Annotated in this window: 23 protein-coding genes; 16 read left to right on the top strand and 7 right to left on the bottom strand. The window is 62.0% G+C overall.

The features are described 5' to 3' along the window. The first annotated feature begins 127 nt into the window (after positions 1-127). The 3 genes from AC1Q80_RS28290 to AC1Q80_RS28280 all read left to right on the top strand — a co-directional run bounded on the left by AC1Q80_RS28290 (position 128) and on the right by AC1Q80_RS28280 (position 1,581). A complete protein-coding gene (locus AC1Q80_RS28290) occupies positions 128-502 on the top strand; it encodes a hypothetical protein (RefSeq protein ID WP_173421139.1) in 375 nt (124 codons plus the stop codon). Between the two features lie 100 nt (positions 503-602). Beyond that, positions 603-1,289 (top strand): Crp/Fnr family transcriptional regulator, encoded by a 687-nt coding sequence (locus AC1Q80_RS28285; protein WP_492362601.1) that lies wholly within the window; start codon positions 603-605, stop codon positions 1,287-1,289. A gap of 76 nt (positions 1,290-1,365) precedes the next feature. Continuing rightward, the gene (locus tag AC1Q80_RS28280; protein ID WP_492362645.1) at positions 1,366-1,581 is read left to right on the top strand and encodes a hypothetical protein; all 216 of its coding nucleotides are present in this window, start codon (positions 1,366-1,368) and stop codon (positions 1,579-1,581) included. Positions 1,582-1,595: 14 nt separating this feature from the next. Here AC1Q80_RS28280 and AC1Q80_RS28275 read toward each other — a convergent pair whose 3' ends face one another. Beyond that, positions 1,596-2,060, bottom strand: coding sequence for an Lrp/AsnC family transcriptional regulator (locus tag AC1Q80_RS28275; RefSeq protein ID WP_173421141.1), 465 nt, complete (start codon positions 2,058-2,060; stop codon positions 1,596-1,598). A gap of 159 nt (positions 2,061-2,219) precedes the next feature. Here AC1Q80_RS28275 and AC1Q80_RS28270 point away from each other — a divergent pair, with 159 nt between their 5' ends. Then, positions 2,220-3,233 carry a 1-aminocyclopropane-1-carboxylate deaminase gene (locus AC1Q80_RS28270; protein WP_492362600.1) on the top strand — a complete coding sequence of 338 codons (1,014 nt, stop codon included), beginning with the start codon at positions 2,220-2,222 and terminating at the stop codon, positions 3,231-3,233. A 102-nt stretch (positions 3,234-3,335) separates the two neighbouring features. Here the strand turns inward: AC1Q80_RS28270 and AC1Q80_RS28265 are convergent, their stop codons facing one another. Together AC1Q80_RS28265 and AC1Q80_RS28260 are read right to left on the bottom strand one after the other, a co-directional pair. After that, entirely contained in the window at positions 3,336-4,028 is a 693-nt protein-coding gene (locus tag AC1Q80_RS28265) for an aspartate/glutamate racemase family protein (RefSeq protein ID WP_210264512.1), read from the bottom strand. A gap of 85 nt (positions 4,029-4,113) precedes the next feature. Beyond that, positions 4,114-4,821, bottom strand: a complete 708-nt coding sequence (locus AC1Q80_RS28260; RefSeq protein WP_492362599.1) for a DUF421 domain-containing protein — start codon at positions 4,819-4,821, stop codon at positions 4,114-4,116. 205 nt (positions 4,822-5,026) lie between these two features. Between AC1Q80_RS28260 and AC1Q80_RS28255 the strand changes: the two genes are divergently transcribed. From AC1Q80_RS28255 to AC1Q80_RS28235, 5 genes are all read left to right on the top strand, one after another. Further along, positions 5,027-5,227, top strand: coding sequence for a CsbD family protein (locus tag AC1Q80_RS28255; protein WP_077498137.1), 201 nt, complete (start codon positions 5,027-5,029; stop codon positions 5,225-5,227). 125 nt (positions 5,228-5,352) lie between these two features. After that, positions 5,353-5,538 (top strand): hypothetical protein, encoded by a 186-nt coding sequence (locus AC1Q80_RS28250; protein WP_492362598.1) that lies wholly within the window; start codon positions 5,353-5,355, stop codon positions 5,536-5,538. A gap of 41 nt (positions 5,539-5,579) precedes the next feature. Continuing rightward, positions 5,580-6,650, top strand: a complete 1,071-nt coding sequence (locus AC1Q80_RS28245; RefSeq protein WP_173421145.1) for a zinc-binding metallopeptidase family protein — start codon at positions 5,580-5,582, stop codon at positions 6,648-6,650. Positions 6,651-6,765: 115 nt separating this feature from the next. After that, positions 6,766-10,059, top strand: a complete 3,294-nt coding sequence (locus AC1Q80_RS28240; RefSeq protein ID WP_492362597.1) for a PAS domain S-box protein — start codon at positions 6,766-6,768, stop codon at positions 10,057-10,059. Next, complete coding sequence (locus AC1Q80_RS28235; protein ID WP_173421146.1) at positions 10,056-10,421, top strand: response regulator; 366 nt, start codon at positions 10,056-10,058, stop codon at positions 10,419-10,421. Before AC1Q80_RS28240 ends, AC1Q80_RS28235 begins: the two co-directional genes overlap by 4 nt. Positions 10,422-10,427: 6 nt before the next feature. On the opposite strand, the gene AC1Q80_RS28230 is transcribed toward AC1Q80_RS28235, so the two are convergent. Both AC1Q80_RS28230 and AC1Q80_RS28225 read right to left on the bottom strand, forming a co-directional pair. Next, complete coding sequence (locus AC1Q80_RS28230) at positions 10,428-11,462, bottom strand: DNA topoisomerase IB (protein ID WP_492362644.1); 1,035 nt, start codon at positions 11,460-11,462, stop codon at positions 10,428-10,430. A gap of 11 nt (positions 11,463-11,473) precedes the next feature. Further along, positions 11,474-11,629 (bottom strand): DUF3309 family protein, encoded by a 156-nt coding sequence (locus tag AC1Q80_RS28225; protein WP_173422203.1) that lies wholly within the window; start codon positions 11,627-11,629, stop codon positions 11,474-11,476. Between the two features lie 213 nt (positions 11,630-11,842). Here AC1Q80_RS28225 and AC1Q80_RS28220 point away from each other — a divergent pair, with 213 nt between their 5' ends. From AC1Q80_RS28220 to AC1Q80_RS28210, 3 genes are read left to right on the top strand one after another with little or no spacing between them, the layout of a single operon-like run. Then, positions 11,843-12,694 carry an N-formylglutamate amidohydrolase gene (locus AC1Q80_RS28220; protein ID WP_492362596.1) on the top strand — a complete coding sequence of 284 codons (852 nt, stop codon included), beginning with the start codon at positions 11,843-11,845 and terminating at the stop codon, positions 12,692-12,694. Then, positions 12,691-14,610 (top strand): flavohemoglobin expression-modulating QEGLA motif protein, encoded by a 1,920-nt coding sequence (locus AC1Q80_RS28215; RefSeq protein ID WP_492362595.1) that lies wholly within the window; start codon positions 12,691-12,693, stop codon positions 14,608-14,610. Before AC1Q80_RS28220 ends, AC1Q80_RS28215 begins: the two co-directional genes overlap by 4 nt. Positions 14,611-14,618: 8 nt before the next feature. Then, on the top strand, positions 14,619-15,665 hold the full coding sequence (locus tag AC1Q80_RS28210) for a glutathione synthase (RefSeq protein ID WP_492362594.1): 1,047 nt from the start codon (positions 14,619-14,621) through the stop codon (positions 15,663-15,665). A 51-nt stretch (positions 15,666-15,716) separates the two neighbouring features. On the opposite strand, the gene AC1Q80_RS28205 is transcribed toward AC1Q80_RS28210, so the two are convergent. Then, positions 15,717-17,033 carry a hemolysin family protein gene (locus AC1Q80_RS28205; RefSeq protein ID WP_173421150.1) on the bottom strand — a complete coding sequence of 439 codons (1,317 nt, stop codon included), beginning with the start codon at positions 17,031-17,033 and terminating at the stop codon, positions 15,717-15,719. Between the two features lie 233 nt (positions 17,034-17,266). Continuing rightward, positions 17,267-17,800: a hypothetical protein gene (locus AC1Q80_RS28200; protein WP_492362643.1), complete on the bottom strand. Its 534-nt coding sequence runs from the start codon at positions 17,798-17,800 to the stop codon at positions 17,267-17,269. Positions 17,801-18,231: 431 nt separating this feature from the next. On the opposite strand from AC1Q80_RS28200, the gene AC1Q80_RS28195 reads away from it, so the two are divergent. The 4 genes from AC1Q80_RS28195 (at position 18,232) to AC1Q80_RS28180 (ending at position 23,955) form a co-directional block, all read left to right on the top strand. Then, positions 18,232-20,547: a TonB-dependent hemoglobin/transferrin/lactoferrin family receptor gene (locus tag AC1Q80_RS28195; RefSeq protein WP_492362593.1), complete on the top strand. Its 2,316-nt coding sequence runs from the start codon at positions 18,232-18,234 to the stop codon at positions 20,545-20,547. Positions 20,548-20,612: 65 nt separating this feature from the next. Then, positions 20,613-22,313 carry an ABC transporter ATP-binding protein/permease gene (locus AC1Q80_RS28190; RefSeq protein WP_492362592.1) on the top strand — a complete coding sequence of 567 codons (1,701 nt, stop codon included), beginning with the start codon at positions 20,613-20,615 and terminating at the stop codon, positions 22,311-22,313. 44 nt (positions 22,314-22,357) lie between these two features. Further along, a complete protein-coding gene (locus tag AC1Q80_RS28185) occupies positions 22,358-23,089 on the top strand; it encodes a hypothetical protein (protein WP_492362591.1) in 732 nt (243 codons plus the stop codon). A gap of 14 nt (positions 23,090-23,103) precedes the next feature. Then, positions 23,104-23,955: a ChaN family lipoprotein gene (locus AC1Q80_RS28180; RefSeq protein WP_492362590.1), complete on the top strand. Its 852-nt coding sequence runs from the start codon at positions 23,104-23,106 to the stop codon at positions 23,953-23,955. Positions 23,956-24,021 lie beyond the last annotated feature (66 nt).

Raw genomic sequence — 24,021 nt, 5'->3', positions numbered from 1 at the left:
GGGATGCGGCATTCTGCCCCTGCGCAGTTTGCCACATTGAGCTTTGTCAATAACGTAGCCTATCCCTGAGCCGACAGATCGGCATAGGGATAGGCAGACAGCAATGAAGCCTCGCACGAGGATCAGAATGCAGCAGGCCATGCGCATGTTTTGCGCATTGGCCGTGCTGCTTCTCGGCTTCGCGCACCAGGCGCCCGCAGCCGCCGCGGCTTTGTCGCCCGCGGAGCGGGCACAGTTCGTGCTCCCCGACGGGTCCCTGCCCGACCTCTGCCTGCCCGGATCCGGCGACGACGGCAGCGGCAAGCAAATCTCCCACAGCCACTTCTGCGGCGCCTGTCGCATCTTCTGGGCCCTCCTGCCCGCACCGGCCAACGCCACGGACACGATCGTTCGCAAGACCGGAAAGGTCCTGCCACCGGCACATCCGGTGGCATCCGCCCGATCGCAGCGTCCACCCAATGCGAGCCCGCGCGGGCCGCCAGCGTCAGGATCTCACGCCTGAGCCCCTCGTCACGGCCGATCGTGACGGAACGCTGATGCCTGATCTGCGGCGCGTCGCATAGCGACGATCCCGACGAGATCGCAATACGGATCGCCCACCAATGCCCGATACCATAACTTTTGCGGAGACAACGCTTCCGCCCCCACCTTCCGCCGCCTTCGCGACGGCCAAACCCTCGCCCAACCGGCAGCGCCTTGTCGGCGAGCATGCGACCCTGCTCTTCCAGGGCGGGCGAAACCGCCATCTTTACCGGGTCGTCGACGGCTGTGTCGCGCTGTCGCAACTGCTCGACGACGGACGCCGGCAGATCACCGACGTGCTTGGCCCCGGTCGCCTGTTCGGCTTCACCCATGACGGCCGCAACATCGCCACCGCCGAAACACTGACCTTCGCGCGGATAGAGACGCTCGCCGGCGGTCAGGTCGAAGACGGCGACCACGGGCCCGATGTCGCTGCCGAACTGAAGGCGACGCTGCACCGGATGCAGGCCCACGCAACCCTGCTCGGCCGCAAGACCGCGACGGAAAAGATTGCAACGGGGCTCATCGATCTTGCAGATCAATTCGCCTGGCGCGGCCGCGCCGCCAGCCGGAACCTGTTCAGCTTCAACCTCTATCTCTCGCGCGCCGATCTCGCCGATTGGCTGGGCCTGACGGTCGAGACCGTCAGCCGCTGTCTCAACCGCTTCAAGCGCGACGGCCTGATCGACTTCAACCACCCGAAGACGGTGCGCATCCTCGACGAACAGCAATTGCGGGCACTGGCTGGCCTTGCGCGCAGGGACTGATCTCTCCGCACAAGGCCAGCCAACCCAACAGATCATGGTGGGCTCAGGACCCGCCCAGAAGAAAGGCTTGAAAACAATGATTGCGAAAATGGTCTATCACGTGCCGGTGTTCGGCTGGATGCTCAAGGAAGCGGCGCGGGGCTCCGGCACCGCCAAGGTGCTGTTTCTCGTCAACTGCGTGCTGATGTGGCTACTGGCGATCGTGACCTTCGGTTACCCCGCCATCATCATTCCCGCGCTCGCTATGGTGCTGGTGGTTTTCGTTCTCCTGATCCTGATTACCACGGGCTAGCCGGCACGGGTCGCTCAGAAATCGAGAGCGGCGTTGTCGACGACTTCCTTCATGACGAAAAACGTCCTCGTCTGGCGGACACCCGGCAGCGCGATCAGCTGCGTTCCGTGGATGCGGTTGAAGTCGGCCATGTCGCCGACGCGGATTTTCAGGAAGTAGTCGAAGTCACCGGCGACGAGATGGCAGTCGAGGATGAACTTCAGCTTTTCGACCGCCTTTTCGAAATCGCGAAAACTCTCGGGCGTCGACCGATCGAGCACCACGCCGACCATGACCAGCGCGCCGCGATCGACCTTCTGCGGCGCCACCAGTGCGCGGACGTTTGTGATGTAGCCTTCCTCGAACAGCCTCTGCGTCCGGCGGTGGCAGGTCGCGGCGCTGACATCGACCATCTGCGCCAGTTCGGCATTGGTCAGCCGGCCATTCTTCTGCAAGAGGCGCAGCATCTTGAGATCGATACGATCGAGTTCACCCTGCATGGAGGAATCTTCCTTATTTCATGCCAAAGCCGGAAGTAACGTATTATCAAACGCAGCCAGTTCGGAGAACTGCGAAATTTGAACGGCGCATTAGAGAGCACCTTTCACTTGAGCAGTGGTAGCGTTTCCTAGCTTTCAACACAAAAGGAAGGGAACGCCATGCTGGAAAAATTCGAACGCTACCCGCTGACCTTCGGGCCGACGCATATCGAGAAGCTCGACCGGCTCTCTGGCCATCTGGGCGGCAAGGTCGAGATCTACGCCAAGCGGGACGATTGCAATTCGGGCCTTGCCTATGGCGGCAACAAGCTGCGCAAGCTGGAATACATCATTCCCGACGCGCTTCGCTCCGGCGCCGATACGCTGGTGTCCATCGGCGGCGTGCAATCCAACCACACCCGCATGGTCGCCGCCGTTGCAGCCAAAATCGGCTTCAAGTGCCGGCTGGTGCAGGAGAGCTGGGTACCCCACGAGGACGCCGTCTACGACCGCGTCGGCAACATCATGCTCAGCCGCATCATGGGCGCAGACGTCCAGATGGTCGACGAAGGTTTCGACATCGGCATTCGCCAAAGCTGGGAGGCTGCGATCGAGGACGTCGAGGCGCGTGGCGGCAAGCCCTATGCCATCCCGGCTGGCGCCTCCGTGCACAAGTATGGCGGGCTCGGCTATGTCGGCTTTGCCGAAGAGGTGCGGGCGCAGGAAGAAGAGCTCGGATTCAAGTTCGACTATATCGTCGTGTGCACGGTCACCGGCTCGACCCACGCCGGCATGCTTGTTGGTTTTGCCAGGGATGGGCGCCAGCGGCGGGTCATCGGCATCGACGCTTCCTTCACCCCGGCGCAAACGAAAGCGCAGGTACTCGACATCGCCCGCAGAACCGCCGACCTCGTCGAACTCGGGACCGATCTGACAGAAGAGGACGTGGTGCTGATCGAGGATTATGCCTATCCCGTCTATGGCGTCCCCTCCGACGAGACCAAGGCGGCCATCCGCCTTTGCGCCCGCCTCGAAGGCATGATCACCGACCCCGTCTACGAAGGCAAGTCGATGCAGGGCATGATCGATCTGGTGCGAAAGGGGTATTTCCCCAAGGGATCAAAGGTACTCTACGCCCATCTCGGCGGCGCCCCGGCACTCAACGGCTATGGCTACACCTTCCGCAATGGCTGACGTTTCCCGCCATTGAACCTGTCGACGAGCCACGGCCGGATGACCGGCCGTGGCAACCCCTGCTCTCGGAGCAACGCACAGTGGCCGCCGTTTTCGCCGGCCTCAGGCGAGCGCGAGATCGACTGCCGCAAGTGCGTGAAGCTCGGTGGTATCGAAGACCGGAACCGGGCTGTCGCCTTGAGAGATCAGCAGCATGATCTCTGTGCAGCCCATGATGATCGCCTGGGCGCCGCGGTCCACAAGCCGCTGAATGACCTGCCGATAGGCGTCCCGCGACGCATCCTCGACACGGCCAACCACCAACTCTTTGTAGATGATGTCGTGCACGGTCTTCCGATCCGCCTCGTCGGGGACGATTACATCCAGCCCATGCCGTTCGATCAGCCGCCCCTTGTAGAAATCCTGCTCCATCGTGAAGGCCGTGCCCAAGAGGCCAACACGGCTCAAGCCAAGTGCCTTGATCTTCTCCGCCGTCGGATCGGCAATATGCAAGAGCGGAATGCCGACTGCAGCCGACACCGCATCGGCCATCCGGTGCATGGTGTTGGTACAGATCACCAGAAAATCCGCACCGCCGGCCTCGAGGCGCCGGGCCGCGGCGGTCATTTCCCCTGTCAGGGCCGACCAATCGCCAATATGCTGCAGCCGCTCGATCTCGCCGAAATCCATCGACCACATCAGGCTCTTGGCCGAGTGCACGCCGCCCAGCCGCGCGCGCACTTCTTGATTGACGATCCGGTAGTATTGGGCAGAGCTTTCCCAGCTCATGCCGCCGATCAGTCCCATGACCTTCAACGCGTTTATCCCTCCTGATTGCGAGCAGACGTCAAGCTCGGCGTGCCCGGATTTCTGCCACATCCCGCGACGCACAAGCAACATGCTAACGGATCTCGTGCCAGACCTCCGCCCCGCAACGGGGACACGGCAGCACGGCCTCTCCCGCCGAAAACGCGAGGACCTCGGCGCACTGCACACAGGCAAGATGGCGTTTCTCACCGACAGTGGCGCCCGACCGAAACTCCTTCGGCTTGCTGACGTCCCAGGGTGGCTCGATCACCAGCCCCGGCCTCGCCGGCGGATCGTCGAACGTGAAGACCGACAGCAACCCGTTGGTTTCGAAATAGGCGGCCCGCACCTGCCCCAGATGCCGCACCTGCTTGAGACGGAGCTGTTCGAACAGCTCATCGTGACCGACGTTCAGCTGCTTCAGCGCCTTCCACAGGATGCCGCCATCGCGCACCACCTCGACGCTGATACCCTCGATCACGTCCTCAAGCTTGCGATTGCGAGCGACGATGTAACTCAACGATTTGTCGAGCAGCACGACCACGGTGATGACGGCCATGCAGTGAATAAGCGGAACGTCGGGATAGAACATCGCATCGCCGACGGCCGAACCGAGCGCGATCACCAGCAAGAATTCCACCAAGGACAGCTGGCCGATCGACCGGCTGCCGATCCAACGGATCAGGAACAGCGTGTAGGCGTAGATGATCACCGTCCTCAGCGCGATTTCGAGCAGGAAAAGCGGCGGTTCGTCTCCGATCAGCATCCGGCCGAGATCGAAAGCCACGACGGGCTCGTTCATGATGAGCACTCCTCCAGAAAGCGCCGCCGGGTTCGGGCGGCGGCTCGCTGCTTATCTGTGGCGATCGAGCGGAAAGACGAGAGGAGGGCCGCACGCCGACCAAAACGATCCGCCGTGCATGCGAACTTTTTGCAGTGTTGAATGAACCAAAGCCGATGCGAGGCGTTTGTCTACCAGTGCAACCACAACGTCAGGAGATCCACAGATGGATTGGAATCGTGTTGAAGGCAACTGGAAGCAGTTCAAGGGCAAGGTCAAGGAACAGTGGGGCAAACTCACCGATGACGACCTCGACCAGATTGCCGGCAAGCGGGATCAGCTCGAAGGCAAGATCCAGGAACGCTACGGCATCGAAAAGGACCGCGCTCGCCGCGACATCGACGATTGGTACGGCCGCCAGCACTAACGGTCAAATGGCTCGAAAACCCCGCTCCGGCGGGGTTTTTTTTGGCGTGGTGGAACTTTATGCACCGCGGGGCGTTGTTGCCAGGCTCAGAACCAAGGGAGACGTCGATAACGATGGCAAGATCCGTGCAAGACAAGAGACCGGCAGAACAAAGAGATGTCGTCTACGGCTGGAGCAACATCTACGATCTGGCCGAATTCATCCGCGCCCATGATCTGCCGCCGCTTGAAGCGCGGCCCCTGTTTCAGCAGTACGGCCCCTCGCGACAGGCCCTCGATGCCGCCGCAAAAGCACGCAATAGTTGCATTTGATACACGACTTCGAAGCTCGGAAAATCCGTGAGGAGAAAAAGATGCGGCTCTTCGAGTGCGGCGTCTGCGACCAGACGATCCACTTTGAAAACCGCAGCTGCGTACGCTGCGGGGCTCAACTGGGGTTCGATCCCGTTGGGGTCGGGATGTGCGCCCTCGTGCCACTCGACAACGGGCTTTTCCAGATCCATGGCAACGCGTCGCGAACTTTTCGTTTCTGCGACAATGCCGCCATCGATGTCTGCCATTGGCTGGTGCCGGCCGATCAGTCCGAGCGCTACTGCGTTGCCTGCCGGCACAATACGATTGTACCGATGAGCGACGACGACGGTCTGGAACGCTGGCGCAGGATAGGCGTGGCGCAGCGTCATCTGTTTTACTCGCTCCTGCGCTGGGGCCTGCCGCATCCGACGCGAAAGCAAGATCCCGAAGGCGGACTTGCGTTCGAATTCCTCGCCGACACCGTCGATGCGAACGGCAATGTCATTCCGGCGATGACCGGCCACGAAAACGGACTGATCAGCCTGCGAGCCTCCGAGGCTGACGACGTGGTGCGGGAAGGTGTGCGCGTTTCCATGAACGAGCCCTATCGCTCGCTGCTCGGTCATTTTCGCCATGAGATCGGTCATTTCTATTGGCAGCAACTGATCGTCGACGAGCCGACGAGATCCGCGGCCCGGGCGCTGTTCGGCGATGAAAGCGAGGACTATGGGGCGGCACTGGACCGCCATTATGAACAGGGGCCGCCCGAGGACTGGCAGGAGCGGTTTATCAGTCCCTATGCGAGCGCCCATCCAGCGGAGGATTTCGCCGAGTGCTTCGCGCATCTCTTTCATATCGTCGACACGCTGGAGACCGGTCACGCCTTCGGCATCAATCTCGACCCGGAGGGGCACGAAGCGCTTGACGCGGACATCGATTTCGATCCCTATCGTGCGTCAAACGCTGATGCGCTTGTCGACGCGTGGGTGCCGCTCAGCGTCGCGCTGAACGCCCTGCAGAGGTCGATGGGACAACCTGACAGCTATCCCTTCGTCCTGTCCCAGCCGGTGATCGAAAAGCTGGATTTCATCAACCGGCTGATCCGCGATGCAGCAAAGCAGACGCATTGAAGACGTCGGCAGAGGATGCAGCCCGCCATCCGCGCCTCCCGGCATGGCCGGCCGGCGGAACAAAATCGCATCGTGCCGCGTTGCCCTGCGTTAGCAAGCGCTTGCGGAGGGAAATATGAGCGGCGCAGAAGCATTGGCGGCAGCGCTGGCGGGAGCGGTCGGGTCGCAGACGATCGAATCCAGGGCGGTTCTCGACAACCTTCCCATCGCGGTATACACCACGGACGCCGCCGGGGTCGTCACCTATTTCAATCGCGCAGCGGCGGAATTGGCCGGACGCGAACCTATCCTTCATGCCGACCGCTGGTGCATCTGCTGGCGCCTGCACCGGCCCGACGGAACGACCCTGCCGACGGACCACTGCCCGATGGCCGAGGCATTGCGCAGCAAAAAGGCGGTTCGGGGCGAAGAACTGCTCGTCGCTCGGCCCGACGGCGCAATGGTGCCGGTGCTTCCCTATCCGACACCGATCTTCGATGCCGACGGCGAGATGATCGGCGCGGTCAACGTCCTCATCGATATCGGCAAGCGAAAGACAGCGGAGCTCGAACTGCGGGCAAAAACTGACCGTATCGAGGCCCTCGCTCGCATCGCCCGGCTCCTGGCGGGCGACTTCAATGTCGAGCACATCGTCCAGACCGTGACCGACAGCGCCACAGAACTCACGGGCGCAAAATTCGGCGCCTTCTTCTACAACGTCCTCGACGAAAGCGGCGAACACTTTCAGCTCTTCACCCTCTCCGGTGCTCCGCGCGAAGCGTTCGAAAAATTCGGCCTTCCCCGCAACACCGCAGTGTTCTCGCCGACCTTCAATGGCGAACGGGTCGTGCGCAGCGACGATATCCGCAAGGACCCGCGCTACGGCTTGAGCGAACCGCATTTCGGCATGCCCAGGGGACACCTGCCCGTCGTCAGCTATCTCGCGGTTCCGGTGATTGCCCGCTCCGGCGCAGTGCTCGGCGGGTTGTTCTTCGGCCATGACGCAGCCGGGGTGTTCACCGCCGAATCCGAGGAGACTGTGGTTGCCATCGCTGCGCATGCGGCCATCGCCATAGACAACGCCAATCTCCTGGCCGACAGCCAGAAGCAATCCGAGAGTCGCCGGATCGCCGAGCTGTCGGCGCGCCATCTCGCGTCCATCGTCGAATCCTCCGATGACGCCATCGTCAGCAAGGATCTGAACGGCATCGTCACCAGCTGGAACAGGGGTGCCCAAGCGCTGTTTGGCTATAGCGTACAGGAGATGGTGGGAACATCGATCCTGCGGCTCATTCCAAAGGGCCATGAGGAAGAGGAGGTGGACATTCTCGGCCGGATCCGCAGAGGCGAGCGCGTCGATCACTACGAGACCAAGAGGCAACGCAAGGATGGCACGCTCCTCGACATCTCGCTGACGATATCGCCGATCCTCGATAATGATGGCCGCATCGTCGGCGCTTCGAAGATCGCCCGCGATATCACGGAGCGCAAGGCTTCCGAGCAGGCCCTCGCCGAGCGCTTGCGCGAGCAGGCCGCCCTTTATCAGTTCACCGAGCGGGTACATCGGGCCCGCTCGATCGCCACGGTTTATGAGGCGGCGCTCGATGCCATTCAATCGGCGCTGCGCTGCAGCCGGGCCTCCATCCTGCTCATCGACGCAACCGGTACCATGCGTTTTGTCGCTTCCCGCGGGCTTTCGGAGAGCTATCGCCTCGCCGTCGACGGCCACACGCCATGGAGCGCGGAGGTGCAGGACCCCAACCCCATCTTTATCGAAGACGTCGAATTGGCCGAGCTTGAAGACGACCTGCGCAAGGCTGTTCAGACCGAAGGCATCGGGTCGCTCGGCTTCATCCCGCTGGTTTCGGTCGGCCGACTGATCGGCAAGTTCATGACATATTACGACACGGCACATCACTTCGCCGGTTCGGAAATCGATCTCGCCTTGACCATCGCCCGCCAACTGAGCTTCAGCGTGCAGCGCATCCGCTCCGAAGAGGCAAGGCGGCAGGCCGAAGATCTGTTGCGGCACAACGAGGCAAAGGAACGTGCCAGGGCGACGGAGGTGACGGCGTTGATGGAAGCAGTGCCCGCGCCGATCTGGATTGCGAGGACGCCAGATTGCCGGGTCATCAGCGGCAACAGAAGTTCGTTCGAACTGCTCAGGCTGCCGCCGGACAGCAACCCTTCGCTCTCGGCACCGTCCAGCGAAAGGCCCGTGCACTTCAAGGTCTATTCGCAGGACAGGCTGCTTTCCGCCGACGAATTGCCGGTCCAGCGCGCGGCGCGCGGCGAGGAAGTGCGCAGCTTCGAGCAGGAGATCCGTTTCGACGACGGCACGTCCCGCCACCTGCTGGGCAACGCCACACCTCTGATCGACGCGCTCGGAATCCCGCAAGGCGCCGTTGCCGCCTTCGTCGACATCACAGAACGCAAGGAATCGGAACAGGCGATGCGCGATGGCGAACGGCGACTGCAGATGGCGCTTGAGGCCGGGCGCATGGGCGCATGGGAATGGAACTTCGACACCGGCAAGGTGATCTGGTCGCCGGGTCTGGAAGTGCTTCACGGCCTGGAACCGGGCAGCTTCGGCGGCACGCTCGACGACTTCAAGGCGGACATCCACCCCGACGATCTTGCTATGGTCGAACTGGAGATCCAGGCCGCAATAGACAAGCGCGAGGACTACCACACATCCTACCGCATTCGCCGCCCCGATGGTTCCACACGCTGGCTGGAAGCGTTCGGGCGTTTTCTGCAAGGCGCTGGCTCGTCATCGCTCCGCCTCACGGGCGTCTGCATGGACATCACCGAACGCAAGGACGCAGAGGCACAGCGCAACCTGCTGGTCGCCGAACTCAGCCACCGCGTCAAGAACACGCTTGCGACTGTCACCTCGATCGCGCGGCAATCCTTCGCCATGACCCCCGATCGCAAGGACGCCGAGCAATCCTTCCACGCCCGCATCCGGGCTCTTGCGCAAACCCATACCCGCCTGGCGGAGACCACCTGGACCGGCGTTTCGCTGGAAACGATCCTTTGCGACGAACTGGCGCCCTACCGGAACGAAAACGCCGGCAACGTTTCCGTCGGCGGCCCGGCGATCAGGCTATCGCCACGGCATGCGCTGGCGCTCGGCATGGCGGCTCACGAGCTTGCAACCAACGCTGCCAAACACGGCGCGCTTTCCGTGGAAGACGGACATGTGGACGTCAGCTGGAGCCTAGACCCCGCCAACAAGGCACTTCACATCGATTGGTGTGAAACCGGCGGCCCCCCGGTCGCACCGCCTTCAAGAAATGGTTTTGGCAGGCTGTTGCTGGAACGCGTCGTCGGCTCCGACCTCGGCGGCGACGTCGACCTGGATTTCGCAAGAACCGGGCTCAGATACACCATCAACATGCCGTATTCTGCGGGTGCCGAGCAATGAATGACGACCAGCGCAGCGTCCTTGTCGTCGAGGATGAGTTTCTGCTGGCAATCCAGATCCAGGACGATCTGCTGGCGGCCGGCTTTTCGGTCATAGGCCCCTTCACAAGCCTGCGCAGCTCGATCGCTGCAGCCAAGCGCGAGACACCGCAGGCAGCCACACTCGATGTCAACCTCAACGGCGAGTTCGTCTATCCTGTGGCCGACGAACTGCTTGCCCGTGGCGTTCCCGTGCTGTTGCTGACAGGCTACGCCGCCTCCGACCTTCCCGAGCAATATCGCAGCCTTCCCCGCCTCTCCAAGCCGTTCAACAGCCGCGACCTCATTCGCACCGTCGAGGCATTGCTCACCGGTAAAGGATGACGGCCGTCAGGTTGAACGTTTCTTCGCGCGCGCGGCATATCTGAGGAAGCGCAGCAGACGTTCCTCCTCGGCGCGCAGCAGGGCGCTTTGCCGCGGCTGCGCTTCGAGCCGGCGCAGGCTGATTTTGGCCTCCTTGTCAGCCAGGGCGATGATATCAGGATGAACGTAGCTCTTGCGGCAGACGGCAGGCGTGTTGTGCAGCACCTCGGCTGCAGCTTCGCACATCCGCTTGACCGACGGGCGTCGTCCCTCGCCAAGCGCCAGGCGCGCCTCGGCGAAAGCGGCGACACTTCCCGCCCAGGTGCGAAACGTCTTGGCCGAGATCGGTGCGCCGGCGATTTCCGCGAGATAGCGGTTGAGCCGACCGGAATCGATCGGGTGCAAATCACCGTTCGCATCCCTGCTGACGAAAAGCTGGCGTCCGGGCAGGTCCGAAATATCTTCCAGCAGCCGCTGCAGTCGCGGGCTGCGCAGCTTGCGAACAACACGTTTGCCGCCCTTCCCCAGGAAACGCAACTCGATGCCCTCGTCGCCCAGCTTGAGATGCCGCTTCAACAGCGTCGTTGCGCCGTAGGTGCCATTTTCCTGCGCATAGGAGACGTTGCCGACGCGTAGACACGCCTGATCAAGCAGGGCCGCAAGTACGGCCAGTACCGTGCGGGCATCGTCAACCGGCCCCTCCATGTGGCGACGCAGGGCCCGGCGAAGCCTCGGCAGAACCTTGGCGAAGTCGATCAACTGGTCGAACTTGGCGTGATGGCGCATTTCCTGCCAGGCATCGTGATAGCGATACTGCTTTCGCCCGCGCGCATCGAAGCCAGTGGCCTGCAAGTGGCCATTCTGCTTGAGACAGATCCAGACGCGCTCATAGGCTGGCGGCAGGCCAAGTGCTGCGATGCGCGCCCTTGCATCCGGATCCTTGAGAACAGAGCCGTCCGGAAGGCGATAGCTAAAGCGCTTCCCCTTCCGGAAGCGCTTTATGCCCGGATCGGCGTCGGTCACGTAGATCAGGTCAGGTTCTTGCGGCGCGGCGGACACGATTCACCTCAAGGTCAGATCCGCCCCATGAGCAGCAGGATCAGGAGAACGACGACCACGACACCGAGTATCCCGGACGGGCCATAGCCCCAATTCGTCGAGTGCGGCCAACTCGGAAACGCGCCGATCAGCAGCAGAATCAAAACGATAAGCAGCACAGTTCCCAGCATGTCATCCACCTTCCCTATGTGTTGTTGCGTGCTCGGAAAATGCGGCGCAGGCGCATTGGTTCCGCCACCCGTCCGGCTGTGAGCACACAATTGCCGACAACGGCGCAGCATGCCCATCCGCGTACCCATCTCCCTGTTTTGCTTTATCAGCGGAATTCCCCTGCGTTTGGAACCGAACCCTTGCCTCGCGAATTGTAACGGGACAGCAACCCCATGAATGAGGAGGAACGGGACCTGAATATGCTGAACCTGACAGGCGAGACGCTGACGGACGCTGGCAACGACAGCTGGTGGACGGTGCATCGCGGCGACAGTCCCATTGTCGCCACGGCGATACACGACGGGCATGGCTTGCGTGCCGATCTGCGGGCTCTGATGGCGCTTGCCGATGACGAGCGCCTGCGGGAAGAGGATCCCTACACGGCCTACAGCATTCAGGATCTGGCAAATCGGGTCATCGTGCACCGCTCGCGCTTCGAGGTGGATCTCAACCGGCCTCGCGACGGCGCGGTCTACATCGATCCTTCGCAGGCCTGGGGGCTTTCGGTCTGGCGGGACGCGCTTCCGCGTGATCAACACGAGCGTTCGCTCGTGCTGCATGACGAATATTACCGCATGCTGCGGTCCATGCTGTTGTCGATCGAGCGGCGGCACGGCAGTTTCGTCGTGCTTGACATACACAGCTACAACCACCGCCGCGACGGCCCCGGTTCAGTCCCCTCCGACCCGGCGGCCGCGCCGGAAATCAACATCGGCACCCATTCGATGGACCGCAGCCACTGGGCCGATGTGCTTGAAACGCTGCTTGATGGCTTTCGTCGTTTCGAATTTCGAGGCAGGCGGTTCGACGTTCGTGAAAACGTCGCGTTTCAGGGGCGCGGCGAACAAACCCGTTTCATCCACGAACATTTTCCGCAGACAGGCTGCGCCATCGCCATCGAATTCAAGAAATTCTTCATGGACGAATGGACCGGCGAGCCGGATTTAGAGATGCTGGAAGCATTGCGTGCGCTGATCGCGTCGACCGTGCCCGACCTCGTCAAGGCGCTGGACGCGCGCCGATGAAAAGCGCAGCTAAGCCCAGGGACCGCGACACGCCGCATCCCGAGCCGGCCGACCGCCTGGCACCCGATGACGCCTGGCTCGACGAAATGATCGCCTGCCTTGCAGCCGGCAAGGCGGTGCGACGCGACTTTGCCGAGGGCGGGCGCCTGCACATCGATCGACCACTACCGTTTCTCTGCGTATTTGTCGCCGGGGCGAAGCAAGCCGTCGTGGCACGCGAGATCACCCAGTCCAATGCATCCTATCTCATCGCGCCGGACGCTGCGGCCGCCGCACCTGTCATCGCCGCGGTGGGGCGCGTGATCCAGGAACGGCTCGGCGCTTTCTTCGTGCTGGAGTACGGCGAACTCGACCATGACGATCCCCCCGCCAGAGACGCGCCCTATCTGCCACCGTTCACCATCGAAGTCGTGGCCAGCAAAGAACCGGCGGCGCAGGCTGCAGCCAAAGCCTTCCTCGGCGCCGTCGGCACGATCGAAGGCAAGTTTCGCACCGCTCACATGGACCTGCTGGAGCCGCCTCCGAAAGAACAGGCTGATGGTAAACCACTGACGACATTTCCTTGCATCAGTGTGCGCTTTGCGCCGATCTATCGCGAACCGGGCACGGAGCGGATCTACCCGGAACTGCGCGAACGCCTGATCGCCAACATCTTCGATGCCGGTCTGAAAGCGCTCGCAGCGGCCACGGCGAGCACGACGGACATACGCGTTTCGACGCATAGGGCCTTCGGCCGAAAGACCTTCGTTGAAACCGTGACCCGCACCGATCGTGCCATCGACGAAATCGCCGCGAGTTTCGATTTTCTCCTGGCCGTCACGCCGATCAACTCCGATGCCGCCTGGGCAGAATTTGTTTCAAGCCGGCATCAGGTCGCGCCGCGACTGCTTTATCGGCCGCTGACGCTTGAAGTCGAGGCGGCGAAGAAGAAACTCTTTTCCATCGGCTTCGAGCACCTCGAGGACCCGCTACTCTACGCGCTCTATCGCGAGAAACAGCAGGAACTCGACCTGCAGCTTTCGATGATTTCCGCCCGCGAGGGCCGCACCTTCGTCGAGTTCGGCCGCGCGCTCTATGGCCCGGTCGAGGCGAAGCTGCTGGATGTCGCAACCGATATCCTGGCGCAGACGCAAAACCGGGTGAGCAAGCCTGGACAGAAGCCTGCCATTGACGCCGTCGATAGCGCCTACATTCGCAACCGGGCGCAAGTGATGGTTTCGACCTACAAGCGCCAATATGCCGACTTCAACGCGTCGATGGAAATGCGCGACGACATTCCCGCAGGGTTGCTGGTGTCGAGAAGTCAGCTCTTGATCGCGCGCAGCACAGCGATGAGCCGGAACCGTGTCGAGGCTCTGCTCAATCACGAAATCGGCGTGCACCTGCTCACCTACTTCAACGGCTCGGCACAGGGGCTCAGGCTCTTTCGCTCCGGTCTTGCCGGCTATGAGGGCATGCAGGAAGGGCTTGCCGTCTTTGCCGAATATTTGAGCGGCGGCATGACGCTGGCCCGCCTGCGTCTCATCGCCGCCCGCGTGGTCGCCTGCGCAGCCATGCTCAGCGGCGCGGTATTCCCGGAGACCTATCGGTTGCTCGTCGATCAGCACCGGTTTCAGCCTGACGATGCCTTCAACATCGTGCTGCGGATCTATCGCGGCGGCGGGCTGGCGAAGGACGCGATCTATCTGCGCGGCCTTGTTCAGCTGCTTGCTCATCTCGCCGCTGGCGGCAGCCTCGACCCCTTCTGGATGGGCAAGATCGCCGCCTCGCATTTTACCGCCATGCAGGAATTAAGCTTGCGCGGCTTGCTGTCTGCACCGGCGGTACGCCCCATTTTTCTGGATGACGCCCACGCACGCTCCCGGCTGGACCGGGCACGTGCGGGCATAACCCCGCTCGACATGATCGAAGAATAGGAGACCTGATGCGCATAGCCTTCTTCGTCAATTCGATTGAGCTGGAAACGGCGTCCTACACGACGACGTCTCTGGCGCTCGCCGCGCTCTCCCGAGGGCACGAAATCTCTTACGTCACACCCGCGGATTTCATCCTGCGGCCCGACGACAGGCTGATGATTCGGGCGCGCAGCCTCAACGGCACCAAGCCGAAAAAGCCGGAAACGTTCATTTCGGCGCTGAAGGCCGAAGATGCGGTGATGAGCGTGGTCGACGTCAGCGAGGTCGACGTCTTGTTCCTGCGCAACGACCCCTCGGAAGATGCCGAGGGCCGCCCCTGGGCCGCGAATGTCGGCGCCAATTTCGGCCGGCTCGCCTCGGAACGCGGCGCGATCGTCGTCAACGATCCCTCCGGTCTTTCGCTGGCGCAGAACAAGCTCTATTTCCAGGACTTTCCCCAGGCCGTGCGCCCGACGACGCTGATCTCGAAGAACATCGAGGAAATCCGCGCCTTCATCGACGACCATCGCGGCGGCGTCATCTTGAAGCCGCTGCAGGGATCGGGCGGCAAGAACGTCTTCAAGATCAAGTCCAGCGATGAGGCCAATCTCAACCAGATCTTCGAAGCCGTCAGCGAGGTCGGCTATCTCATCGCCCAGAGCTATCTGCCCGAAGCCACCGCCGGAGACATCCGCCTGTTCCTGATGAACGGCCGTCCGCTGGTGCGCGGCGACGTCTATGCCGCCTTCCGCCGTGTGCCTGCCAAGGGCGAAGTGCGATCCAACATTCATGCGAGCGGCACTGCTGAGGCGGCAACCATTACCCCGGCGATACTGGCGATTGCCGAAAAGCTTCGCCCCAAGCTGATCGACGACGGCATGTTCCTGGTGGGGCTGGATATCGTCGGTGACAAGGTGCTGGAGATCAACGTCTTCACGCCCGGCGGGCTGCCCAACATTCAGGCATTGCACAAGATCGATTTCGCCGAGGAGATCGTGATCGCGCTTGAAAACAAGCTTGCCATTCGCGAGGCCTATGGTGGCGCCCTGTCCAACCGGGCGCTGGCGACCCTTTGAGTGGTCCCTTCGCCTGGCCGGCCGGACCAGGCGAACTCTAAGGCCCTGGCGTCACTCCTGGCGTGACGCCAAAAGCTTGTCGATGCGCATGCCGTCCATATCGATGATCTCGAAGCGCCAATCCTGAAAATCGAAGGTTTCTCCCACATGCGGAAGATGGCCAAGGATCTGCAGCGCGAAACCGGCAATGGTGTGGAAATCGCCTTCGGGACGATCGCGAATACCGAGCCGCTCGAAGGCGTCGTGCGCCGACATCAGCCCTTCGATCAGCAGCGAGCCGTCCGAGCGGGTGACGATGTCGGGATCGTTCGCCTCCGTATCCGGCAGGTCGCCGGCAATCGCTTCGAGCAGATCGGTCTGTGTGATGATGCCTTCGAGGCTGCCATATTCGTCGACGATGATCGCCAGCCGGACGGGTGCCGTCTTGAACGTTTCGAGGACGCGGAAGACGCGTGCCGATTCGTGCAGCACCAGCGGTTCGCGCATCGCCTTCATCGGGTCGAGCGTCTGGCCGTCGAGCAACTGATCGAGCAGATCCTTCTTCAGCACCATGCCCAGCGGATAGTCGATGCCGCCACGGCCGATCAGCAACTGCTCGTGATGGCAATCCCTGATGGTGCGAAGGATCTCCTCCCGCGTGTCGTCGGCATCGATCCAGTCGACCTCCATGCGCGGCGTCATGAAATCGGAAATCCGGCGGTCGCCGATGTTGAAGATCCGCTCGACCAGTTCCTGCTGGGCAACGTCGAGAAGACCGGCCTCCTGGCTTTCGGCGACAAGCAGCTTCAGTTCGGTCGGCGAATGCATCGAGGCCTCGCCGGTGCCCGGCCGCAGCCCGACCAGGCGAAGCACGAGATTGCCGAGGCCGTTGAGCGTGAGAATAGCCGGACGCAACAGAAACAGGAAAAGCCCGAGCGGGCGCACGACCGCAAGGGCCGTGCCCTCGCTGCGCTGGAGCGCCAGGCTCTTCGGTGCCAGCTCCCCGAGCACGATGTGAAGCGCTGTTATGATGATGAAGGAGATCGCCACCGCGATCGCATGCGAGCCGAACGATGCCCAGGCCATCGGCAGCGCTTTCAACAGCGGCTCGATCAGGTGCGCCAGAGCCGGCTCGCCCACCCAGCCGAGTGCCAGGGACGATATGGTGATGCCGAGCTGGGTGGCGGCCAGGTTGGCGTCGAGATTGTCGACGGCATGCTGGAGTGCGCCCGAATTCATGCGCCTTTGCGCCACAAGCTCCGTCACCCGGCTGCGCCGGACGGACACCAGGGAAAACTCAGCCGCAACGAAAAAGCCGTTGGCGGCAACGAGCAGAAACACGGCCAGTATTCCGAGATAATCGAAAATACTGCCATCCGAGCCGGACATAGTCTCCCTTCGGGCGCGGGGCGCCTCGTACTGTTGATACCGCGGTCAGCCTAACATGCTCTTGCCGCACACGTCAGACGGGATACAGGCATTCTTCATGATGCTGCCTGCATCCCGTCATGCGCTTGGCTCTGGAGCATTCCGCTTTCAAGCGGAACCACAGAAGGCAGAAAGATGCTTTAGAATCAACAAACTACAGCATCCTTGACGCGTTGCTCCGAATGCACGACGCTTTAGTTGCCGCCTTCAAGGCTCTTGAGTGCTTCCCGATCCGCATGCGATACGAACTCGCATGCAAGCAAGGTCTTGCCCGGGATGGCATCACTTTCACGCGCAACGACCGAAACGATTCCCATGTCCGCCGTCGGCTGCTCGGCATCGGGCAGAACCCGCGCATAGCCCTTGGTCGACGTGCCGAGAATGCTGCTTTTTTCAGGTTCCAGCTGGTAGCGAGCCGCCAGCTCATCTGCACGCGCCCCTTCGATCAGGACGCCGACGGAGCTCCCGGCAAAGACAACCTCATGGGTCTTGAAACCGTCCTGCCCGATGTCGGACGGCAGCTTGTAAACGTAAGCCGTCAGCAACGATGTGTCGGGTTTCGCCAGCTTCTCGGCGGCGTCATAGAGTTCGGTTGCCGATTGCATCGTGTAGGGCGGCTTGCAAAGGGCACCATCGTAGAAGGCTGGGGCGTTTCCGGAGGCAAAGGCTGCAGCCGGGCTCGACAGGGTGGCAATGGCGGCTGCCGGCAGGAAAATTCTTAAAAACAAACTGATAACTCCAATTGGCCGGTGATGGGAGGGCTTCCGCGTACGGGCGCTCTTCGATCGGGAGTTGCAGGCATGGTCCAACGCCGACAAGGATTCAACCGGCCATCCACCAAGATCACAACATTCCTGAGCCTTGCTGCCCTCGTTTCCACGGGTCAAACCGTCGCAGCCCAGGAGGACGCTGCCGTTGACGGCTTCGTTCGCGCGCCGTCCGAATTTGCCCTCACGAACAGGCGCGAGCGCTTTCTTTGCCACCGTTTCGAGCTCGCCGGCCAACGCCGTGTCGTTGCCCGCTGGCGCTGGTTGCCAGCAGTCGAAATGCGACATGACGTGCGACAAAACGGGACATGTCATATTTTAACTTGATTCTTTCACTCATGTTTCAATACAAGGCCTCGCATTGATTTTATTCAATTCTCGAGGGGTCGGGCATGGGGACTGCAACAACATTCGAACTTCACAACCTGGCGAGCAAGCACCGCCGGGCACTGTTGACCGGCGTCGCCGCCCTGGCATTGGCGCTGCCGGCGCACGCCCAGGCGCAGGACAAAACCGCCCGGCGCGTGCAGGAAACGCCGCTTGAGCGCATCGTCGTCACCTCGACGCGCGGCGCAAAAAAGGTCCTCGACGTGCCGCAGTCGATCTCGGTCATCACCCGCGAAGAGATCACCGATCACAATGTGCGCGACATCCAGGACCTGGTTCGCCATGAGCCCGGTGTCAGCGTCAACCGCACCACCTCGATTACCAACCCGTGGGGCCAGCTCAACAGCTTCACCATCCGCGGCATGGGCGGAAACCGCGTACTTTTGACGGTCGACGGCTCGCGTGTGCAGGAGGGCATCACCGACGGTAGCCGCGACTTCTTCGACATGAGCAATTTCAAATCCGTCGAGATCGTCCGCGGACCGAACTCGGTGCTGTGGGGTGCCGATGCGCTCGGCGGTTCCGTCATGTTCCAGACGCTCGATCCCTCGGATCTTTTGACCGACCCGACCAAGCCCTGGGCCGTCGAGGTCAGGACCGGTTATGACAGCCTCGACAACAGCTGGCGCAAGCAGGTAACGGCTGCCTACGACTTCGGCGACATCGAAGTTCTCGGCAGCTACGGCCAGGTCTCGTCAAGCGAAGCGGAACTCCGCAAGGCGCGCGCTGACGGCGGCATCTGGGGTTGCTCGCGCCTCTACATCGGTTGCGACCGCCTGTTCCCCGCCGACAACGACGTGGACAACGCGCTTGCGAAGGTCGTCTGGACACCGGACGCGCAGCATACGTTCAAGCTGACCGGCGAGCTTTTCGGCCGCGACACGCGAGTGCTGCAACTCTATGACATGTCGGCCTCCACCACCGGGATCCCATCGACGACGGCCTATGTGAACGACCCTTATGTTCGCGACCTGGAGATGAGCCGCAAGCGCATTTCGCTCGAACATGATTGGCAGGTCGGCGCAGCGTGGCTCGACAGCGTCAACTGGAACCTCTCGTGGTCACCGCAGAAGCGCGAGACCGATAGCCGGCAGCGCCGGGTCTACTCCAACCGCATCCAGCTGCATGACCAGTACCGCAACTACAGCGAAGACTTTCTTGAAGCCGATATCCAGATGAAGTCGTCCTTCGACCTGGGATCCACGCACCACACGTTGACCTACGGCTTCGACGGCGACCGCACCAAGGGTGACTACGCAGGTATCAACAGGACCTACAATTCGCTGACGGGCACAACGACCACGGCGATCAACCAGGGCTTCAGCTTCCCACGTGTCGACACCGAGCGTGCCGACTTCTACCTTGAGGACAGCATCGAGTTTCTAGACGGCCAACTGACCGTCAATCCCGGTGTTCGTCTTGCGCACTATTCGATCGATCCGACGGGTGACGCCAGCTATCCGGGCCTGCCGGGTTTCCGCCCGCAAAAGCAGGAGAATACCGAACTTCTCAAGCGGGTCGGTGCCATCTACAAATTCGACGATACCTATTCGGCCTATGCCTCTTATGGCGAGGGCTTCAAGATGCCGACGTCGGCGCAGCTCTTCCAATCCAGCGTCGACCCATTCACCGGCAGTTCGCTCGTGCCGAACCCCAACCTGAAGCCGGAATCGGTCGACAGCTACGAAATCGGCTTCCGTGGCGAACTGGATCGCGGCTATTTCACCGTGGCAACTTTCTATGCTGACTACACGAACTTCATTCGCGGCTTTCAACCCATCACCGTCACGGGTCCTGGCGGAGTCCCGGTCGTTGGTTACACCTCCAACAACGTCGAAGACGTGGCGTTGTGGGGGATCGAGTTCGGCGGCGAATACGAAGTTCTCGACTACACGACAGCATCGGCGAACATCACCTGGAGCAAGGGGCGTCAGCGCACATCTGCCGGGGCGGCGACCACCGCCTTCGATGGGGCTACGCCGCTCACCGCCGTCCTCGGCCTCAAGCATGAACTGCCGGATTACGGCCTTCAGTTCGAAGTCTTCGGTACGTTCGCAGCGGGACGCACGCAGAACAGTGATCCTGCCGACTATCTGGTTCCGGGCTACGCCGTCTTCGATGCCTATGCGAAGTGGACGCCAAGGGAAAACGTCGAGTTGACGGCCGGCATCGAGAACATCTTCGATCGCCGCTACTTCCCCAACACCCTCACTGGCTATGATCGCGTCCCCGCATCCGTCGCCACAGCCAACGTCAACCCACTCGAGCTGCAGACCGCTCCGGGCCGGGTGTTCAAGCTCGGCGCCACGGTGCGCTTCTGATCGACGAGCAAGGCATGCGCGGCGGCGGCCGCGCATGCCCCTCTTTCCCAAGGCAGGAGCGCAGCATGTTCAAGATCGCCGGCCAATTCCAGCGCCTCATCGGCCTCTGCGTCCGCTCGCCCGGCGGCAAGGTCAATCTGGCGCTGTTCCTGCTCATCACCGCGCTGACGCTCGGCAGCGTCTATGCCAGCGTGCGCCTGGTCGAATGGACCGGCGCCTTTTATTCGGCGGTCGAAAAGGTCGATGCACCTGAGGTCTTGAGGCAGATCGGCATCTTTGTCACCATCATCGCCTTGAATTCCGCCCGGCATCTGCTGGCAGAATATCTGCGCAAGATTCTCGAGATCCGCTGGCGCCGGACATTGACGGATATCGCCATCGACCGTTGGACGGCCAACAAGGCCTTCTGGCATCTGGCACAGGCCAAGACCGACAGGATAGACAACCCGGATCAGCGTATCGCCGAGGATTGCCGGCTGTTCGTCAGCGGCATGCTCAGCGAGACCCTCGACCTCATCTCCCGCGTCGTCGGACTGGTTTCGTTCATCGCCATTCTCTGGGGCCTTTCCGACTTTCCCCTGTCGCTTGCGTTCATGGGCATCGACCTCGAAATACCGCACTACATGGTCTGGGCGGCGTTTCTCTATGTCGCGGTCAGCAGCGGGCTGACGCACCTGCTCGGCCGGCCGCTCAAGGGCCTTTTCTCCGAACAGCAACATCGCGAAGCCGACTTCCGCTATGCGATGGCCCGATGGCGTACAAGCTTTGACGAGGTTGCGCTTTCGAACGGAGAAGACGCCGAAAAGCGGATATTCCGCGCCCGCTTCGACGCGCTTGCGGCGAACTGGAAGAAGCTGATCACCCGCGAACTGATCCTCGGCGGCTTCACCTATCCGTTCAATCATTCCGTTCTGCGGATACCACTCTTCGTCGCGCTGCCGGGCTATCTCGCGGGCCATGTCGCCTTTGGCGGATTGATGCAGTTGAGCACCGCCTTTTCGCAGGTCGTAACAACGCTCTCCTGGTTCATCTTTTCCTATCGCGACCTTGCCGACCTCGTCGCCACCGCCTCGCGCCTGGATAATTTCATGCAGTCGGCAGCCGCAAGCACCGGCCCTGACGCCCGCATTCACCGCTTGGGACGAAGCGATGTCTTCCGTCTGAACGCCCTTTTGCTCGATACGCCCGATGGCCGCAGCCTTCTGACCATCGAGGATCTGACGATCAGCACCGGCGAGTGCGTCTGGCTGCGCGGTCCATCCGGCATCGGAAAGACCACCTTGCTGAAAGCCGTTGCCGGTCTCTGGCCACATGGCACCGGCGAGATCAGGCGGCCGCAGGAAGGCTGGATGTTCCTGCTGCAGAAGCCTTACCTGCCACTTGGCACGCTGCTCGAAGCGACCGCCTATCCATCTGCGGTCGAAAGTTTCGGCGAGGAGCAGATCCGCGCTGCACTTTGCGACGTCGGACTGGAGCATCGCATGGCCGATAACGGGGCTACCAGTCTCGAAGCGCCCGAAGGGCTGTCCGGCGGAGAGCTGCAGCGGCTGGCCATCGCCCGCCTGCTGCTACACGCGCCGCGCTGGGCGATCCTTGACGAGGCGACGGGCGCGCTCGACGCCGCGGCCGAGGCGAAACTCCTGTCACTGGTCCGGCATCGCCTGCCCCAGACCGCGTTGATCCTGATCGCCCATCGCGCGCCACAAATGTCTTTCGACGTCCGAACCATCGACCTGATGCCGACACCAGCCTTGGCCGCCGCTTAGCAGCACAACCTATCCCGTTCCCTTCCGCAACCGTGAGACAACACATGACAGATTCTGCCTCCGCAACCCGCCGCTACGTTCTCGAAACACCTGATACGGTCGTGCGCAGACTGCCCGATATCGGCAAGCTGATGATCATCGGCAAACGCAATGGCGTCACCCACGAACGCATCGGCCCCGTCGAACATGTCGAAGATGACGGCGCCTTCCTTGTCTGTCGGGGACAGGATCATGACAGCCGCCTCGATCCGCGGCTTGTTGCGACTGTCGTCATCGACACGTCGAGCGTCATGCAGGAACAGGTCTATCCGCGGCTCGATTTCAACGGCGCCGATGGGGAACCCGTCTTCAGCATCGTCGGCTTCGGCGGCCTCGAACCGTTCGAGACAGCCCTTGCCGGTCTTGCGACCGAGGTCGACCCGGTTGAACGGCCAAAGGCGGAGAGAACCGAACGAGCCGACGTCGCCACGGATGATCCAGGCCTCGCGCCGCTCAATGCGGCACTCGCTTCAGCCGAGACCATCGTCATCGCCTTCGATCAGCCCGGCTTTTCCCAGCGCTGGAGTGGCGTTGTCCCGAAAGTGAGCCCCGCCATGGGCTTCATCAATGTGATGACATCAGACTTCCATCTTCATCTGCTCGGCGGCACCGTCTCGCGCTGGCAGGAAGAGGCGACCGTAGACGAGGTCGTGCTTGTCGCATACGGCAAGGACGAGCGCCCCACCGGGCTCACCCTTCGCGCCAAGACCGCTGCGGCGTTTCGCCCGGCCAACTGATCGAGGATACGGCGTTGACTACAATCGAACACAAGCCGGGCACATGGATCGTGCCCTCGACCGGCGAAGAAATCCGCCACAACGACCTGATGAACCGCCTGTCCCGCAAACAGGCGGTGCTTCTCGGCGAGACGCACGACCGCTACGACATCCATCGCTGGCAGCTTCACGTCACGGCCGGCCTTTACGCCCACAATGCCAACCTTGTCGTTGGCTTCGAGATGTTTCCGCGCAGCACCCAGCCGGTCCTCGACGCGTGGGTGGCGGGAAACCTTTCCAATGCGGAATTTCTGGACAAGGTCGGCTGGCAAACCGTCTGGGGATTTCCGGCTGATCTCTACATGCCGATCTTCGATTTTTGCCGGCAGTTCAAGGTTCCGATGAAGGCGTTGAATTGCCGGCGGGCGCTGGTGACGGAAGTCGGCAAGCTCGGCTGGGAGGCGATAGCACCCGAAGACCGCGACGGCGTCACCCCGGCAAAGCCGGCGACGCCGGCTTATCGGCAGTATCTGTTCGATATCACCGGCGGCGGATCGCCGGCACGGAAAGCCACTTCGGCTGAGGACCCTGCCTTCGACCGCTTCGTGCGGGCGCAGCAGACGTGGGATCGCGCCTTTGCCTGCAACATCGCCGAGGCGCATGCTGATGGCGGCGCGCTCGTGGTCGGCATCATCGGGCGCGGCCATCTGGAATATGGTCACGGTACGCCCTACCAGCTGGCCGATCTCGGCTTCACGAACGTTGCCGTCCTTCTGCCCAGTGATCACGAGCAGATAACAGCCGAGCAGCACGACATGGCGACAGCCATGTACCGGCTGACGCCGGTCGAGCACGCGGTGGCGAAGCGCAATCGCGACGAGGTGTAAACGCTTCCGCCGTGCCGTCGGTTTCCCTGTCGTTCAACTGTTACACCCGGGTGCTACTCGCCGCCT

Source organism: Ensifer sp. GW823-FHT05D09 (genome assembly GCF_058795755.1).
The sequence above is the reverse complement of the archived record's forward strand: the minus strand, read 5'-3'. Positions and strand labels throughout refer to the sequence as shown.